This is a genomic window from Streptomyces incanus, assembly GCF_042656345.1.
In the GTDB taxonomy this organism is placed as follows: Bacteria; Actinomycetota; Actinomycetes; order Streptomycetales; family Streptomycetaceae; genus Streptomyces; species Streptomyces incanus.
Genome location: NZ_JBHSPC010000036.1, coordinates 136427 through 151821 on the forward strand (window position 1 = coordinate 136427; position 15395 = coordinate 151821).

Sequence of the window (15395 nt, forward strand, 5' to 3'; positions counted from 1 at the left end):
GCGCGAAGGGCCCCGCCCGTCTGCGACGCGGTCAGGCCGCTTCGGGGAGCCACAGATCGGGGCCGAAGACCTCGTAGCTGATCCGCCGGGCGGGGACGCCCGCCCCCAGGAGCCGGCCACGCGCCGTACGCATGAACGGCAGTGGGCCGCACAGATACACCGACGCGTCCGCCGGGACGTCGATCCCGGTGAGGTCCATCAGACCGCTGCGCGCCTCGGGCTCCTCGACGTCCGGCCGCTCGTACCAGAAGACCGCGCGGGCGTCCGGCAGTTGCTCCACCAGTGCCCGTACCTCGGTGCGCAGCGCGTGCTCCTCGGGCGAGGTGTCGGCGTGCAGTACCAGAACCCGGCGTGCCGAACCCGTCGCCGCGAGCCGGGCGAGCATGCCCACCATGGGTGTGCAGCCGATCCCGGCCGAGACCAGCACCAGCGGGGTGTCCGCCTCGTCGAGGGCCACGTCGCCGGCCGGCACGGACAGGGTGAGCTCGTCACCGGCGCGGGTGTGCGCGTGGAGCAGGTTGGAGACCTCGCCGTCCGGTGTTTCCGCGTCCCCGGTGACCCGCTTGACGGTGATGCGGCGGAGATCGCCGCCGGGGTCCGAGGACAGGCTGTACTGGCGCAGCTGGTGCGCCCCGTCGGGCATCCGCAGCCGTACGCTCACGTACTGCCCGGCCCGTGTGCGCGGTGCCGGTTCGCCGTCGGCCGGGCGCAGCACGAACGACACGACGTCGGGGGTCTCCTCGCGCCGTTCGACGACCGTCCACCGCTGCCAGATCTCACCCGGCGCGACCCCCGCCTCCTGGTAGAGGCGAGCCTCCTGCCCGATGAGGGCGCCTGCCATCAGCCAGTACACCTCGTCCCAGGCCGCGGACACCTCGGGGGTGACGGCGCCGCCGAGGACCTCCGCCACCGCACCGAACAGGTACTTGTGCACGATCGTGTACTGGTCGTCGGTGACCCCGACCGCGATGTGCTTGTGCGCGATCCGTGCCAGCAGGGCGTCCGGCCGGGTGTCCGGGTCGGCGAGCAGTGCCTGCGCGAAACCCGCGATGGAACCGGCCAGCGCCCGGCGCTGGGCCCCGCTGGCCTGATTGCCCCGGTTGAACATGCCGTCCAGGAGTTCGGGGCGGTCGCGGAACATCGCACCGTAGAAACGTGCGGTGATCTCGTCGAGAGCTCCGGCCACGGCGGGAAGGCTGGCCCGGACCACTGCAGCGGATTCTTCGGACAGCATGAGGTCTCCCAACGATATGACGAAGTGCGGGATGTGGGCCGCCGTTCCGGACCGGCGGCACCCTCTGTATAGCAATCCGACGAGCCTGTTTCCGGCGGGAACCACTGCCCGTGGGGTGCTGCGGGCCCATCGGCCCGGCAAGAGAGGACCTTCGGCCCCGGGCGGAGCCCCGGGAAGGGGGCCGACCGGCCCGCCGAAGGACGCGGGACCCCGGCGGAGAACAGGTGGCCCGGCAGGATTCAGGGCCGAACGGCCCTGGCCGTTCGGCCCTGAATCGAGAAGGATCTCGGTGAGGGACCTCCCGGCGGCCGGGAGCACCGGGACACGGTGTACGGCCCGGCACACGAGGACAAGGAGCGTCAGATGGCGGACAGCGAGCGGCCGGCACCCGACCGGCCCGTCCGGGTCTTCCTGCTGGACGACCACGAGGTGGTCCGCCGCGGAGTGCACGACCTGCTGAACGACGAACCGGACATCACCGTCGTCGGCGAGGCCGCCACCGTCGAGCAGGCCTTGGTCCGCGTCCCCGCGCTCCGCCCCGACGTGGCAGTCCTCGACATCCGCCTGCCCGACGGCGACGGGGTGACCGTGTGCCGCGAGCTGCGCTCGACGCTGCCGGATCTGGCCTGCCTGATGCTCACCTCGTTCGACGACGAGGAGGCCCTGCTGGACTCGATCATGGCGGGCGCCTCCGGCTATGTGCTGAAGCAGATCCAGGGCTCGGACCTGGTCACGGCCGTGCGGACGGTCGCCTCCGGACAGTCCCTGCTCGACCCCAGCGCCACCACCCGCCTGATGGCCCGGCTGCGGCAGGCACAGGAGCCGGAGGAGGAGCAGGACGCCTTGCCCGGACTGACCGAACGCGAACGGGAGATCCTCGCCCTGATCGGCGAGGGGCTGACCAACCGGCAGATCGGCCAGCGGCTGTATCTGGCGGAGAAGACGGTGAAGAATCACATCTCCCGGCTGCTGGCCAAGCTCGGCGTGGAACGCCGTATCCAGGCCGCCGTGATCGCCACCCAGGCACAGGACCGGCCGCGGCGCACGGGCCGCTGACACCCGGTTCGTCGACCTGTGGGAGGCGACCGGGCCGCGCCCGTTAACGTGGTCCTGCCGGGGACACGCTGCCGGTAGGGCGAGCGAACGGGAGGACCACGGGTGGAGAGCTCCGAGCGGGGCGGGGGCCCCCGTCCGCTGCTGCCGCAGATGCGGCTGGACGAGCTGCTGGAGGAGCTCCAGGCCCGGATCGACGCGGCCCGCGGCACGCGCGACCGGGTGCACAGCCTGCTGGAGGCGGTCCTCGAGGTGGGCCGCGAGCTGGACCTGAAGCAGGTTCTGCACAGCATCGTCGACGCCGCGGCGGTGCTGGTGGACGCCGAATATGCCGCACTCGGCGTGATCGGCCCCGACGGCAAGCGGCTGTCGGCCTTCCACACGGTCGGCGTCAGTGCGGAGGAGATCGCCCGCATCGGCCACTACCCCGAGGGCCACGGCATCCTCGGGGAGCTGATCCGGCACCCCCAGCCGCTGCGGCTGGCGAAGCTGTCCGAGCATCCCGCGTCCTTCGGTTTCCCGGCCCACCATCCGCCGATGAACAGCTTCCTCGGCGTCCCCATCCGGGTCCGCGACCAGGTCTTCGGCAACCTGTACCTCACCGAGAAGCGTGCCGGGGCGCAGTTCGACGAGGAGGACGAGTCGGTCCTGTCGACCCTGGCCGTCGCCGCCGGCGTCGCCATCGACAACGCCCGGCTGTACGAGGAGTCCCGGCTGCGGGAGCGGTGGCTGCAGGCGAACACGGAGATCACCCACGCCCTGATGTCCGGCGGCGGCGGCAGTGAGGCCCTGCTGCTGATCGCCGAACGGGCGATGGAGATCACCGGCGCGGCACTCGCCGAGGTGGCGGTGCCGATGGAGGGCACGGAATCACTGACCGTGGAACTCGCTCTGGGCCAGGAGGCGAAGGCCCACCGAGGGCTCGTCGTCCCCGTCGACGACAGCCTGCTGGGCCGGGCGTTCACCAGCGCCGCTCCCGTCACCAGCCCGGACGTCTCCTGCGACGGGCGGGTGTCGTCCGGTCCGCCGCGCTTCGCCGGCCTCGGCCCGGCGGTGGCCGTGCCCGTAGGGTCGGGGGACGGCGTACGGGGCATCGTCTTGCTGGTGCGCGCCGCGGGCCGCGGCGAGTTCACCGAGAAGGAGATCGAGCCGCTGCAGGGCTTCGCCGCTCAGGCCGCCGTGGCCATGGAACTGGCGGAGCGCCGCCGCGACGCCGAACAGATCGCGGTCCTCGAGGACCGCGACCGGATCGCCCGGGACCTGCACGACCTGGCGATCCAGCGGCTGTTCGCCACCGGGATGACGCTGCAGAGCGCCGGCCGCTTCATCGATCACAAGGAGGCCTCGGAGCGGGTCTCCCGGGCGGTGGACGACCTGGACGAGACCATCAAGATCATCAGATCGACCATTTTCGGCCTGCGCGCCCACGACGCCGCCTCCGGGACCGGACTGCGGGCCCGCGCCGTACGGGTGGTCGGCGAGACGGCTTCCGTGCTGGGCTTCGCGCCCAGCGTGCGGATGGAGGGCCTGGTCGACACCCATGTGCCGAAGGAGACCGCCGACCATCTGGTGGCCGTCCTGTCCGAGGCCCTGACCAACATCGCCCGGCACGCGCGCGCCGACCGGGTCGAGGTGGCCCTCGAGACCGACGGCCGAGAGGTACGGCTGACCGTCGCCGACAACGGCGTGGGCATCCCGGAGGGCGGCCGCCGCAGCGGACTGCGCAACATGGCCGAACGCGCCGCGCAACTGGGCGGCGACCTGGAGATCGACAGCGCCCCGGACCGTGGCACCACCCTGGTGTGGCGCGTGCCCCTGCGGGAACGCTAGCTGTTCTGTCCACGGAGGTCGGTGACGGATTCCACAGCTTGGGGATCTTGAACGAGTGAGGGACTTCTGGGTTCGGTGTGGATCGCGACATCTGCACGAACGACCAGAACGCCCTCATGCCCCACCGTAATGCACCCTTGACCGAGACCGGACGTCTGCGTCCGGCCCGCTGCGTCGTGGGCGAGGGCCGGCCCCTGCGCCGGGCCGCCGAGGGGGCACGTTCCTCCGGCGGAGCGGCAGCCACGGCCGGGAGGAGGCCCGACAGCTCCACCTCAACCAGCGGTCGGGCCACCGGCTGCCCGGCCCTCCCCGTCTCCAGCACCATGTGGGATCGGCGATCGCGTACAACGTGGGACAGTACGGCGAGGCCGCCGACGACACCGAGTTCCTGCACACCGGGGGCGCCGAACTGCTGCTGCGGACCTCCCGCTTCCGGTCGGACGCCCGCCGCCTACGATCCGCTCCTGGCCGGCGCCGCATCAAGGGCGTGATGGGCCCCGACGAGTACCACGACGCCGCCGAGGCCGGACTGGAGCGGAGCGAACCCGAGAAGGGGGAGGGGGTCCCCCGTGCCCTGCAGGTACCGTTCCACGACGGCGTCATCAGCCAGTCCGAGGGGTATGGGAAGCTCGCCGAGTTCGACCGGCGGGAGTACCGGCGGCGCTACGAGGACATTTGGCGCCTGGACCGGATCCTGGAGGGCGAAGGCGAGGGCGACACCGTCAACCGCTACCGGGCCTCGAAGCAGGCGGAGGTCCTGATGCTCGGGTATCTGTCCTCCCCGGCCGAACCGCAGGGCCTCTTCCGCCGGCCGGGGCACGAGCTGGACGAGGCGACCTGGCGGCTCACGGTGGACCGCTACCCGCACCGCACCAGCCACGGGTCCACCCTCAGCGGCCTTGTCCACGGCTGGGCGCCGGGCCGCGACCGGCGCGCCGAAGCCTGGACGTTCTGCCAGGAGGCCCTGAGCGGGGACATCGCCGGCGTCCAGGGCGGCACCACCGGCGAGGACGTCCACCTCGGAGCCATGGCTGGGACCCTCGGCCTGGTCCGGCGCGGACTGCCCGGTCTTGAGACGCGCAACGGCGGCCTGCGACTGGACCCGGTGCCCCGGCCGGAGTTGTCCTCCTACGGCTTCCCCCTGTGCTCCCGCGGCCACCGGGGCATCCGGCTGCGGCTGGAACGCGGGCGCGTGGAGATCGCCGTACCGTCGTCGGAGTCCGGGCCCCTCGGCGTGTGTCTCCCGGACCGTGCGGCCCGCCTCCAGCCGGGGGAGACGGGCCACCTGCCCCTCATGGGCTGACGGCCCGGCAGGGGCCGGTCACTTGTGGAACGATATGTACCCGTCGCCGTCCCGGTCGGAGCCGCGCTTGGTGTACGCGTGCACGTCGGCACGGCTGCCCGTGGGCTTGACGAGGTAGATCGTGTCCTTGTCGTTGTTCCAGATGAAGTTGCAGTTGTTGCGGTAGACGACGTTGTTCTTGTCGGAATCGGTGCCGTTGCCGCCGCGCAGCTTCACGTAGTCGCGGGGCTCGAGATAGTGGTTGGACTTGAAGACGAACCGGTTGCCGGTGGCGTCCTTCACGACGTACCCCTTGAGGTTCACGGTCTTCGTCGACGAGTAGTTCTTGATCGTCAGGTACTCGTGGCGGGTGTTGCCCGTGGAGCACTTGTTGGAGTCGGGTCCGGGAGCGTCGTACTGGACGCCGCGGACCTTGAGCGCGGAGCTGTACTCCGCGGCGTGTGCCGGAACGGCCGTCAGTGTGGCCAGGGCTCCCGCGATGGCGGTGGTGGCGGCGGCAGCGGTGCGTATACGCATGAACTCATCCCCCCTGCATGACCCTTGCGTGAGGATCATGTGGTGATTCGGTGAAGGATCGGATAGTACACAACACCGGTCACACTCACACCGGCCGGGCCCCACGGGCCGAACGGGCCTCGCGGTCCTTGTGGATGCAACGGACCCCGCGGACACGACGGAGCGCCCGCCCGGTCCGTGAGGACCGAACGGGCGCTCGGTGGTGCTTCGTTGCGTCCGCTGTCAGTTCACGCGCCGCTCTCCCGCAGCATGTCCTCGCGCTCGACGAGCTTCACGCGCTCGCGTCCCTGCGGCTCGCCCAGCGCCTTCTCCGCGGCGTCCAGCTTGTACCAGCCGTCCCAGGTGGTGTAGCGGACGGAGTGCTCGGCGAGGAACGCTTCCACGGCCTCGGGCTCGGGCGTCGCGGGCGTCTGCAGCCGTCCGTTCGCGAAGTCGTCCAGCAGGTTCGACACCGTCTCGTTGGCGTCGCCCTTGGTGTGGCCGATCAGGCCGATGGGGCCGCGCCGGATCCAGCCGGTGACGTACGTGGACGTCAGGTGCTCGCCGCTCTCCTGGATCACCCGGCCACCCTCGTCGGGCACGGTGCCGGAGTCGATGTCCCAGGGCAGCTTGGGGAGTTTGTCGGAGAGGTAGCCCACCGCGCGGTAGACCGCGGTGACGTCCCAGTCCTTGAACTCACCGGTGCCCTTGACGTTGCCGGTGCCGTCGAGCTCGGTGCGCTCGGTGCGCAGGCCGGTCACCTTGCCGTCCTCGCCGAGGATCTCCGACGGCGACTCGAAGAAGTGCAGGAACAGCTTGTGCGGGCGGTCGCCGACATCGCGGATCGCCCACTTCTCCAGCGTCTTCGCGACCATGTCGGCCTGCTTGTTGCCGCGCCGGGTGGCGATCGAACCCTCGTCGTAGTCGATGTCCTCGGGGTCGACGACGACCTCGATGGTGGGGGAGTGGTCCAGCTCCCGCAGCTCCATCGGGCTGAACTTCGCCTGCGCCGGGCCGCGGCGGCCGAAGACGTGGATCTCCCGCGCCTTGTTGGCCAACAGTCCCTCGTGGACGTTCGGCGGGATCTCCGTCGGCAGCAGTTCCTCCGCCGTCTTGGCGAGGATGCGCGCGACGTCGAGGGCGACATTGCCGACCCCGAGCACGGCGACCTTCTCCGCCTCCAGCGGCCAGGTGCGCGGCACGTCCGGGTGCCCGTCGTACCAGGAGACGAAGTCGGCGGCGCCGTAGGAGCCGTCGAGGTCGATGCCCGGGACGGAGGACATCGCCCGGTCGGCGGTCGCGCCGGTGGCGAAGATCACGGCGTCGTAGAACGCGCGCAGGTCGTCGAGGTGGACGTCGGTGCCGTAGTCCACATTGCCGAACAGCCGGACCTGCGGCTTGTCGAGCACCTGGTGCAGGGCCGTGATGATGCCCTTGATCCGCGGGTGGTCGGGAGCGACGCCGTAACGGATCAGACCGAACGGTGCCGGCATGCGCTCGAAGATGTCGATCGAGACACCCGGGTCGGCGGCAACATCGGACTTGAGCAGGGCGTCGGCGGCGTAGATCCCGGCGGGGCCGGATCCCACGACGGCTACCCGCAGGGGGCGGGGCATGGTCAGGTTCCCTTCGAGCGATGACAAGAGCCTCGTCGGAAATCCTAAGCTAAGGCATGCCTAACCTGGTACGCGGGTCCGGTCTATGGACTCATAAGTGGACCTTATGACTTCACGCGCGGATCCCCGGGCAGCCCCCGTGGATCACGGGATGGGCTGCTCGGCCCAGATGATCTTACCGGCCGGCAGATACCTGGTGCCCCACCGCTCCGCCAGCTGCGCCACCAGGAACAGGCCGCGTCCGCCCTCGTCGTTCATGGTCGCGTACCGCAGATGGGGCGAGGTGCTGCTGCTGTCGAGGACCTCGCAGATCAGATTGCGGTCGCGCAGCATCCGCACCTCGATGGGGCCGCCGCCGTAGCGGATCGCGTTGGTGACCAGCTCGCTCAGGATCAGCTCCGTGGTGAAGACCAGTTCGTCCAGGCCCCAGTCGGACAGCTTCCGCGCGATCGTGGCGCGCACCTCGGCGACCGCCGCCGGGTCGGACGGCACCGGCCACCGGGCGATCCGGTCCTCGGTGAGCGCCTGTGTACGCGCCACGAGCAGCGCGATGTCGTCCCGCGCCCTGGCCGGACGCCGGGACTCCAGCACGGCCCGGCAGGTGTCCTCGGGGGAGTACCCGGCCCGGGACAGTGCCTCGCGCAGCAGCTCCAGACCCACGTCGATGTCGTGGTTCCGGTCCTCGACGAGCCCGTCCGTGTACAGGACCAGCCGGCTGCCCTCCGCCAGCTCCAGCTCGGCCGTCTCGAACGGCAGCCCGCCCAGCCCCAGGGGCGGGCCGACGGGCACGTCCGCGTACTCCACGGTGCCGTCCGGATGGATCAGCGCGGGCGGCGGATGTCCCGCTCGGGCGACGGCGCAACGCCGGGTGGCCGGGTCGTAGACGGCGTACAGGCAGGTCGCCCCGGTCACCGGGGCGCTGTGCTCGTCCTCCGTCCCGTCCTGGTCGATGCGGCCGACCAGCTCGTCCAGCAGGCCCAGCAGCTCGTCGGGCGGCAGGTCGAGCGCCGAGAAGTTGTGCACCGCCGTGCGCAGCCGCCCCATGGTGGCCGCCGCGTGCAGCCTGTGCCCGACGACGTCGCCGACCACGAGCACGACCCGCGCACCGGACAGCGGCAGGACGTCGAACCAGTCGCCGCCGACCCCGGCCTGCGCGGGCAGAGAGCGATAGGCGATCTCCAGGGCGCTCTGCTCGGGCAGGCTGCGCGGCAGCAGGCTGCGCTGGAGCGTCACCGCCATACTGTGCTCGCGCGTGTACCGGCGGGCGTTGTCGATGGCCACCGCGGCCCGCGTGACCAGCTCCTCCGCCAGGGCCAGCTCCTCCTCGTCGAACGGTTCGGGCCGCTCGGCACGCCAGAAGCCGACCACGCCCAGCACCAGGGAACCGGCCCGCAGTGGCACGGTGATCAGCGAGTGGATGCCGTACGCCACGATCTGCCCGGAGCGCTCCAGGTCCTGCGCCCGCCACCCCGGAGCCTCGCTCAGCCGGGGCTCGACGAGCGACCGCCCGGAGGCCGGGCTGCGGCCCTGCGGGGACGACCCGACGAACCGGGTCCGAGTGCCCACCGGGTACAGGGGGGCGTCCTTGTGGATGCCGACCGACGCCGTGCGGCGCATCGCCCCCGCCACGTCCGGCTCACCGCCGGCCAGCACCGTCTCGAACAGGTCCACCGTGGTGAAGTCCGCGAACCGAGGTACGGCCAGTTCCGTCAGCTCCTCGGCCGTGCGGGCCACGTCCAGACTGGTTCCGATGCCCACCCCGGCGTCGTAGAGCATGTCGAGCCGCTCCCGCGCGATCTCGGCCCGACCGGAGAGGGCGCGCAGTTCGGTGGAGTCGCGGACCGTGGCGACGCTGCCGGGCGGACCCCCGAGGTGGTCAGGGTGGTCGAATCGCCCGTCGCCCCCCCGAAATACCGCTTCGTGAAGTAGCCCGGAACGGGTCGCTTCACGAAGCGGGCGGTCGGCCCGAAACGGTCTCCACGGACCGCGCGACCGGTGGTGCGTTACCGGTCGCGCGGCCCGCTCCCCGTGCCACGGGCCCCTTCGGCGCTCGTCCCCCACGGCGCTCGAACGGGGCTCATTCGGCCAGCGCGCGGGCCAGCTCCGTCGTGGCACGGGCGATCTTGGTGTCCTGGTCGTCCATCAGACGGCTCAGGTCGCCCCGCCGGGCGCGCACCGCCTGCCGGGCGGCCCGCTCCCAGACGACCGGGTTCTCGCGGTGATTGAGCAGCTTGGGATACGCGGCGGCGGTGCTCTCCCACTGCCGGGCGTCGGCGATGGCCTTGAGCAGCTGGATGATCCCGGCACGACAGGTCACATGCGACAGCTGCGCCAGCTCCCAGAGGAAGGGGACGGTGGCGGCCGTCGCCTGCTCCACCACGAAGCCGTACTGGCAGATCCGTTTCCGCAGATCCTCCAGGGCCGACCGGGCCGTTTCGGCGTCCCCCCAGGCGATGCCGTTGAGCAGCAGGGGGATGGCCGCTGCGGATCCGGTGGAGTCCTGGATGTCGCGCCACGGCACGCGGGACAGTGACGTGAGCGGTGTCGTACGGGCCATTCCGGTCGGGGACGTGTGGCGCACAGGGCGCTCGCTGCTCGGCTGTTCCGTAGAAGCGCTGCGCATCGCGTGGGTGCCTTTCGCGGCGGTCGTGTCGAGTGGGGGGATGATCAGGCGGGCGGCCGGGCCGACGGCCGGGCCCGGTCCGTCCGGCCCGCCGGGGGTGCCGGCACCGGCATCGGGAGAGCCTCAGTGTCCGGTCTCCCGGCCTGCCGCGGCACCGCGCCGAGCAGGAGGGACCCGGCAGGCGCGGCCGAGACGCGGTCACGCGTCCGTACGGTGGCGCCGGCGGTCGACCGGATCACTTGGTGCACAGGTGATGACATGCCATCTCCCCGATGCGGCGTCAGGACGAGGCGCCAACGAGGGGGTTGACGCTCCGGCTATTATCCACGCCGAGAGCGCTCGCGTGCAATTGCACGAGAAATTGCGTGAAGTTTTTTTCGGGGCGGACCGGGGCGGATCGAGTGCGATCCGGCTCGGCCCGCACCGGCGAACGGCCGGGTGCCGCCCGGCAGTACACAGGGACAGCAAGGAGGCTGCGGTGCCAGGAGCGCGGAACGGAGTGCGGGCGAGTTCCTTGGACGCCTGCTGGATCAAGAGCCGGCACAGCAACGCCGAGGGGAACTGCGTCGAGGTGGCCCCGCTGGACGACGGGGGTGTGGCGATGCGCAACTCCCGTGACCCCGACGGGCCCGCGCTGGTCTACACGTCGGCGGAACTGGCGGCATTCCTGGCCGGGGCGAAGGGCGGCGAATTCGACCACCTGGTCTGATGCGGCCGTTTGGTGCGAACCGGTTGGCGCGATGCGGCGGTCCGGCCCCGCTCCGTCGCGACGACGCGGGGCCGGAGAGGTGAAGCGGAGTTCAACTACCCACTTCTGTAAGGCTTCTGCGGGGCACATACGCTGCGACACGTTGAGATGCGATAATGTAAACCGCCCTTGTGCCGGTCTGCTGGGAGTCAGGATGTCCGCCGCGTCGCATCGTATCTCCCGTCTGGAGCCCTATCTGGACCGGCCCGAGCCGGCTCCGACCCTGCTGAAGATGCTGGTCGGTGTGCAGTTGGCGGGCTTCCGCGAGGACGCCGGGCTGGCCCAGGACCAGGCGGCGCGCTCCGTCGGCTTCAGTGCGGCGAAACTGTCCCGCATCGAGTCCGGCAAGGGCCGCCGCCCGCCCACCGAGAGCGACATCCGGGCCCTGCTCGAGCTGTACGGCACCGACGACTACGAGGTCTCGGTGCTGGTCAAGCTGCTCCAACGGGCCGGAGAGCCGGGCTGGTGGCAACGGTACGACAAGCGGCTGATGCCCGAGTGGTTCGACCGGCTGGTCGGGCTGCAGGAGGCTGCCGCCACCATCCGTACCTTCGAGATCCAGTACGTGCCCGGTCTGCTGCAGACCGCTGCCTACACCCGTGCGGTGGTGGAGCGCGGCCTGCCCAACGCGCCGGCCGGCGAGGTACAACGTCGCGTCGAACTCCGAATGCGGCGGGCCGAGTTGCTGATGCGGGAGGGTGCCCCGCAGCTGTGGGCGGTCATCGACGAGTCGGTTCTGCTGCGCGTGCTGGGCAGTGCCGAGGTGATGCGTGAGCAGCTTGCCCACCTCATGCGGATGGCCGAGCGCTCCAACGTCACGCTGCAGATCGTGCCGTTGGGCGTGACGAACGCGTCGGCTCCCGCCATCCCGGTGACGTATCTGCGTTTCGGCGGCCTCGATCTGCCCGACGTGGTCTACCTGGAGCACATCAGGAGCGCCAACTTCCTCGAGGACCTCGACGAGACGGAGGAGTACCGGATCGCGCTGGACCGCCTCGCCGACGAGGCGCTGCGGCCCCGTGAATCCCTGGATCTGCTGCGCGCCACGATGGGGGACCGCTATCCGGAGCCGCAGTCCGGGTCGTAGCACCTCGGGCTGGAATACAACGCGAACGCCCCTCGCGCGGCCCTGGTGATCCGGGTCGGGCGAAGGCGTCGGCGTGTTCGTGCTCGCGTGTCGGCGACATGCGAGCCGCGAGGAACCTACAGCGGGATCCGGCCCACGCCGCCGAACTCGATCCACTCCCGGGTGAGCTGACGGGGCGCCACCTCGGTTTCCGGACGCCAGGTGGAGACCTCCACCAGACCCGGCTCCAGGATCTCCAGGCCCTCGAAGTACGAGGCGACGTCGCTTTCCTGCCGCACCCGGCCCCAGTGCCCCTGGGTCGCCCGGTCCATGAACTCGGTGACGGACCTGCGGACCTCGGGGTCCTCGCTGACCAGCTGACACATCACCAGGAAGCTGCCCGGCGCGAGCTGTTCCCGGACCCGGCGTGCCACGGCGATCGGGCCGTCGGTGTCGCTGTCCGGGATGCAGTGGAACACGCTGTTGAACAGCACGCAGGCCGGCTGCGAGAAGTCGATCAGACGCTGCGTCTCGGCGTGGCCGAAGATCGCGTCGGTCTCCCGCATGTCGGCCTGTATGACCACCGTGCGCTTGTCCTGCTCCAGCAGTGCGCGCCCGTGCACCAGCACCATCGGGTCGTTGTCGACGTACACCACATGGGTGGTCGGGTCGATGCGCTGGGCGACCTGGTGGACGTTGTCCTGGGTGGGCAGACCGGAACCGTGGTCCAGGTACTGCCGGATCCCGTACTCCTGCGTGAGGACCCGGACGACCCGCTGGAGGAAGCGCCGGTTGTTCAGGGCCAGGCGGCGCGTGCTGGGCACCACCTTGTCGAGCTCTTCCACGGCGGCACGGTCGGCCGCATAGTTGTCCTTGCCGCCCAGATAGTAGTCGTACATGCGCGCGGCTGTCGGCACGGTTGCGTCGATCTCGGTGGACAGCTGATTGCCGGTGTGCATCGTTCCCCCTGCGGAGTGCCGCGCCAACTGGACTGGCTGGACAGGGAGTACATCCTAGGGAGCCTCGCGCGAGTCGGGCCAGTCCATCGGCGAACAAGGCCCTGAAGGAATGGCGGGACCATCGTTGTCATTACCCGGTGTCGCCAGGTGATCGCATTGCGTAGGTGTCGGAATCGGTGTGGGTGTGCCGGTATCGTCGATTTCATCCCCGTTGACGTGTGTGGCGGGTGAGGCCGGTCGGCCGATTCAGTCGCTTCCCCGGGAGGGAGCCCATGGACGCCATGGACGGCTACTACGACCTGGGTACCTACCGCCGCCCCGTGACGACCGCTGTGGACGAGGCCCAACTCTGGTTCGACCGAGGACTGTTGTGGACCTACGCGTTCAACCACGAGGAAGCGGTCGCCTGCTTCGAGAAGGCGGCCGCGGCCGACCCGGACTGCGCCATGGCCCACTGGGGCATCGCCTACGCCCTCGGCCCCAACTACAACAAGCCCTGGGGGGCCTTCGACGGCGACGACCTCGTCCGCAGCGTCGAACGCACTCATGCCGCGGTCGAATGGGCGCACGAGAAGGCCTCGGGGGCCACCCCCGTGGAGCGGGCCCTCATCGGCGCCCTGCGCGCCCGCTACCCCCAGGGACGGGCAGTCGAGGACTGCTCGGTATGGAACGAGCCCTACGCGGACCGCATGCTCGCGGTGTACGAGAGCGCCCCCGACGACCCGGACGTCGCCGCGCTCTGCGCGGACGCCCTGATGAACCTCACCCCCTGGCAGCTGTGGGACCTGGGGACCGGCCACCCTGCCGCGGATGCCCGCACCCTGGAGGCCAAGGCCGTACTCGACCGGGCGCTCGGCGGTGACAGCGGTGCCCGGCACCCCGGCGTCGTGCACCTGTACATCCACCTGATGGAGATGTCCCCCACGCCGGAAGCGGCCCTCATGGTCGCCGACCGGCTGCGCGGTGCCGTGCCCGACGCCGGACATCTGCACCACATGCCCTCGCACCTCGAGGTGCTGTGCGGCGACTACCGCCGGGTCGTGTCCGACAACACCCTTGCGATCGCCGCCGACGAGAAGTACCTCGCGCGGGCCGGCGCCATGAACTTCTACACCCTCTACCGCGCCCACAACCACCACTTCAGGATCTACGGTGCCATGTTCGCGGGTCTCTCGAAGATCGCACTGGACGCCGCCGCACAACTCGAAGCCGTCGTCCCCGAGGAACTGCTCAGGGTGCAGAGCCCGCCGATGGCCGACTGGCTCGAGGGCTTCCTGGCGATGCGCTTCCACGTCCTCATCCGCTTCGGCCGCTGGGACGACATCCTGGCGCTGCCGTTCCCCGCCGACCCGGCGCTGTACTGCGCGACCACCGCGATGCTCCACTACGCCCGTGGTGTCGCCCTCTCGGCGACCGGCGACGTCGAGAGGGCCGAGGCCGAGCGGGAGAGCTTCCGCGCCGCGGTGGGCCGGGTGCCTCGGACGCGGATGCTGTTCAACAACACCTGCCAGGACATCCTCGCCATCGCGGCCGCGATGCTGGACGGCGAACTCGCCTATCGCAAGGGCGACTACGACGAGGCGTTCGCCGCACTGGAGCGGTCCGTCGAACTGGACGACCACCTCCCCTACGACGAGCCCTGGGGCTGGATGCAGCCCACCCGGCACGCGTACGGGGCCCTGCTGCTGGAGCAGGGCCGGGTCGACGACGCGGAGGCGGTCTACCGCGCAGACCTCGGCCTCGACCCCGTCCTGCCCCGGCCGCTGCAACACCCTCGGAACGTCTGGGCGTTGCACGGGTTTCACGAGTGCCTGACGCGTACCGGCAGGACGGGGGAGGCCGCGCTCGTGGCCCAACAGCTCAAGGCGGCGACCGCGTTGGCGGACGTACCGATCGAGGCGTCCTGCTTCTGCCGGCTGGACACCCGTCCGACAGCCTTTGACGTGGACACGGACACCAGCGGGGACGGGTGCCACTGCCCCTGAGCCGCAGGCCCCGGTTCGGACGGGTGCCCCGGCGCCGGGGCCGGGGCACAGCGGAACGCCGGGGTCATGGGGTCGTCAGTGGGCTTCCACCACCGCCTGGAACGACTGCATGCAGGGGAAGCAGTGGCGGTCCGTCGCGTCCCGCCGATGGGGCTCGTCCTCCTTCTCCACGCCACACAGCGTGGTCGTCCTGTCGGTGGTCAGAACATGCCACACAGGCTCCCCCGAAGTGTCTGCACCACACCACATCTCGTGCATTCCCAGCTCCCTCCGGGTAGGCAGGCCGCTTCCATACGAGCACGGTGCGGGCCGATGCGACGTCCGGAGAGGGCCATGTGGGTGATACGCGGGGTGGATGCGTTTCCGTACGGCGGTCACCGTCGGCGCCGACTCCGGCGGTGACCGCGCCTCTGCGTCTGCCCCGGCTTTCCCCGCCCATAGGGTGCCGAACGCCGGGAGCCCGGCTGCCCGGCAGCCGGGCAG

The 15395-nt window shown here is 70.7% G+C and carries 11 protein-coding genes and 2 pseudogenes; 7 read left to right on the forward strand and 6 right to left on the reverse strand.

Going from position 1 to position 15395, the window contains the following annotated elements:
* Positions 1-31: 31 nt before the first annotated feature.
* Positions 32-1234 (reverse strand): globin domain-containing protein, encoded by a 1203-nt coding sequence (locus ACFP2V_RS14150; RefSeq protein WP_381210898.1) that lies wholly within the window; start codon positions 1232-1234, stop codon positions 32-34.
* 363 nt (positions 1235-1597) lie between these two features.
* Between ACFP2V_RS14150 and ACFP2V_RS14155 the strand changes: the two genes are divergently transcribed.
* From ACFP2V_RS14155 to ACFP2V_RS14170, 4 genes and pseudogenes are all read left to right on the forward strand, one after another.
* The gene (locus ACFP2V_RS14155; protein WP_381210901.1) at positions 1598-2290 is read left to right on the forward strand and encodes a response regulator; all 693 of its coding nucleotides are present in this window, start codon (positions 1598-1600) and stop codon (positions 2288-2290) included.
* 150 nt (positions 2291-2440) lie between these two features.
* Positions 2441-4117, forward strand: coding sequence for a sensor histidine kinase (locus ACFP2V_RS14160; protein WP_381210999.1), 1677 nt, complete (start codon positions 2441-2443; stop codon positions 4115-4117).
* Between the two features lie 116 nt (positions 4118-4233).
* A pseudogene (locus ACFP2V_RS14165) lies at positions 4234-4329 on the forward strand (IS481 family transposase); the annotation flags it as partial.
* A pseudogene (locus ACFP2V_RS14170) lies at positions 4287-5420 on the forward strand (glycosyl hydrolase family 65 domain-containing protein); the annotation flags it as partial. The pseudogenes ACFP2V_RS14165 and ACFP2V_RS14170, both read left to right, overlap by 43 nt.
* A gap of 18 nt (positions 5421-5438) precedes the next feature.
* Here ACFP2V_RS14170 and ACFP2V_RS14175 read toward each other — a convergent pair.
* The 4 genes from ACFP2V_RS14175 to ACFP2V_RS14190 all read right to left on the reverse strand — a co-directional run bounded on the left by ACFP2V_RS14175 (position 5439) and on the right by ACFP2V_RS14190 (position 10154).
* The gene (locus ACFP2V_RS14175) at positions 5439-5936 is read right to left on the reverse strand and encodes a lamin tail domain-containing protein (RefSeq protein ID WP_381210904.1); all 498 of its coding nucleotides are present in this window, start codon (positions 5934-5936) and stop codon (positions 5439-5441) included.
* A 227-nt stretch (positions 5937-6163) separates the two neighbouring features.
* Entirely contained in the window at positions 6164-7531 is a 1368-nt protein-coding gene (locus ACFP2V_RS14180; protein WP_381210906.1) for an FAD-dependent oxidoreductase, read from the reverse strand.
* A gap of 144 nt (positions 7532-7675) precedes the next feature.
* Entirely contained in the window at positions 7676-9307 is a 1632-nt protein-coding gene (locus tag ACFP2V_RS14185) for an ATP-binding SpoIIE family protein phosphatase (RefSeq protein ID WP_381210909.1), read from the reverse strand.
* Positions 9308-9608: 301 nt separating this feature from the next.
* On the reverse strand, positions 9609-10154 hold the full coding sequence (locus ACFP2V_RS14190) for a hypothetical protein (RefSeq protein ID WP_381210912.1): 546 nt from the start codon (positions 10152-10154) through the stop codon (positions 9609-9611).
* Positions 10155-10632: 478 nt separating this feature from the next.
* Here ACFP2V_RS14190 and ACFP2V_RS14195 point away from each other — a divergent pair, with 478 nt between their 5' ends.
* Together ACFP2V_RS14195 and ACFP2V_RS14200 are read left to right on the forward strand one after the other, a co-directional pair.
* Complete coding sequence (locus ACFP2V_RS14195; protein ID WP_381210915.1) at positions 10633-10863, forward strand: DUF397 domain-containing protein; 231 nt, start codon at positions 10633-10635, stop codon at positions 10861-10863.
* Positions 10864-11056: 193 nt separating this feature from the next.
* Positions 11057-11989 carry a helix-turn-helix domain-containing protein gene (locus tag ACFP2V_RS14200; protein WP_381210918.1) on the forward strand — a complete coding sequence of 311 codons (933 nt, stop codon included), beginning with the start codon at positions 11057-11059 and terminating at the stop codon, positions 11987-11989.
* 116 nt (positions 11990-12105) lie between these two features.
* Here the strand turns inward: ACFP2V_RS14200 and ACFP2V_RS14205 are convergent, their stop codons facing one another.
* On the reverse strand, positions 12106-12927 hold the full coding sequence (locus ACFP2V_RS14205; protein ID WP_381210921.1) for an SAM-dependent methyltransferase: 822 nt from the start codon (positions 12925-12927) through the stop codon (positions 12106-12108).
* A 281-nt stretch (positions 12928-13208) separates the two neighbouring features.
* On the opposite strand from ACFP2V_RS14205, the gene ACFP2V_RS14210 reads away from it, so the two are divergent.
* Positions 13209-14912, forward strand: coding sequence for a tetratricopeptide repeat protein (locus ACFP2V_RS14210; RefSeq protein ID WP_381211002.1), 1704 nt, complete (start codon positions 13209-13211; stop codon positions 14910-14912).
* Positions 14913-15395 lie beyond the last annotated feature (483 nt).

Excerpts from the sequence above, each read along its gene's own strand:
- ACFP2V_RS14150 (WP_381210898.1), bottom strand. The coding sequence starts at position 1,234 with ATGCTGTCCGAAGAATCCGCTGCAGTGGTCCGGGCCAGCCTTCCCGCC.
- ACFP2V_RS14155 (WP_381210901.1), top strand. The coding sequence starts at position 1,598 with ATGGCGGACAGCGAGCGGCCGGCACCCGACCGGCCCGTCCGGGTCTTC.
- ACFP2V_RS14160 (WP_381210999.1), top strand. The coding sequence starts at position 2,441 with ATGCGGCTGGACGAGCTGCTGGAGGAGCTCCAGGCCCGGATCGACGCG.
- ACFP2V_RS14175 (WP_381210904.1), bottom strand. The coding sequence starts at position 5,936 with ATGCGTATACGCACCGCTGCCGCCGCCACCACCGCCATCGCGGGAGCC.
- ACFP2V_RS14180 (WP_381210906.1), bottom strand. The coding sequence starts at position 7,531 with ATGCCCCGCCCCCTGCGGGTAGCCGTCGTGGGATCCGGCCCCGCCGGG.
- ACFP2V_RS14185 (WP_381210909.1), bottom strand. The coding sequence starts at position 9,307 with ATGCTCTACGACGCCGGGGTGGGCATCGGAACCAGTCTGGACGTGGCC.
- ACFP2V_RS14190 (WP_381210912.1), bottom strand. The coding sequence starts at position 10,154 with ATGCGCAGCGCTTCTACGGAACAGCCGAGCAGCGAGCGCCCTGTGCGC.
- ACFP2V_RS14200 (WP_381210918.1), top strand. The coding sequence starts at position 11,057 with ATGTCCGCCGCGTCGCATCGTATCTCCCGTCTGGAGCCCTATCTGGAC.
- ACFP2V_RS14205 (WP_381210921.1), bottom strand. The coding sequence starts at position 12,927 with ATGCACACCGGCAATCAGCTGTCCACCGAGATCGACGCAACCGTGCCG.
- ACFP2V_RS14210 (WP_381211002.1), top strand. The coding sequence starts at position 13,209 with ATGGACGGCTACTACGACCTGGGTACCTACCGCCGCCCCGTGACGACC.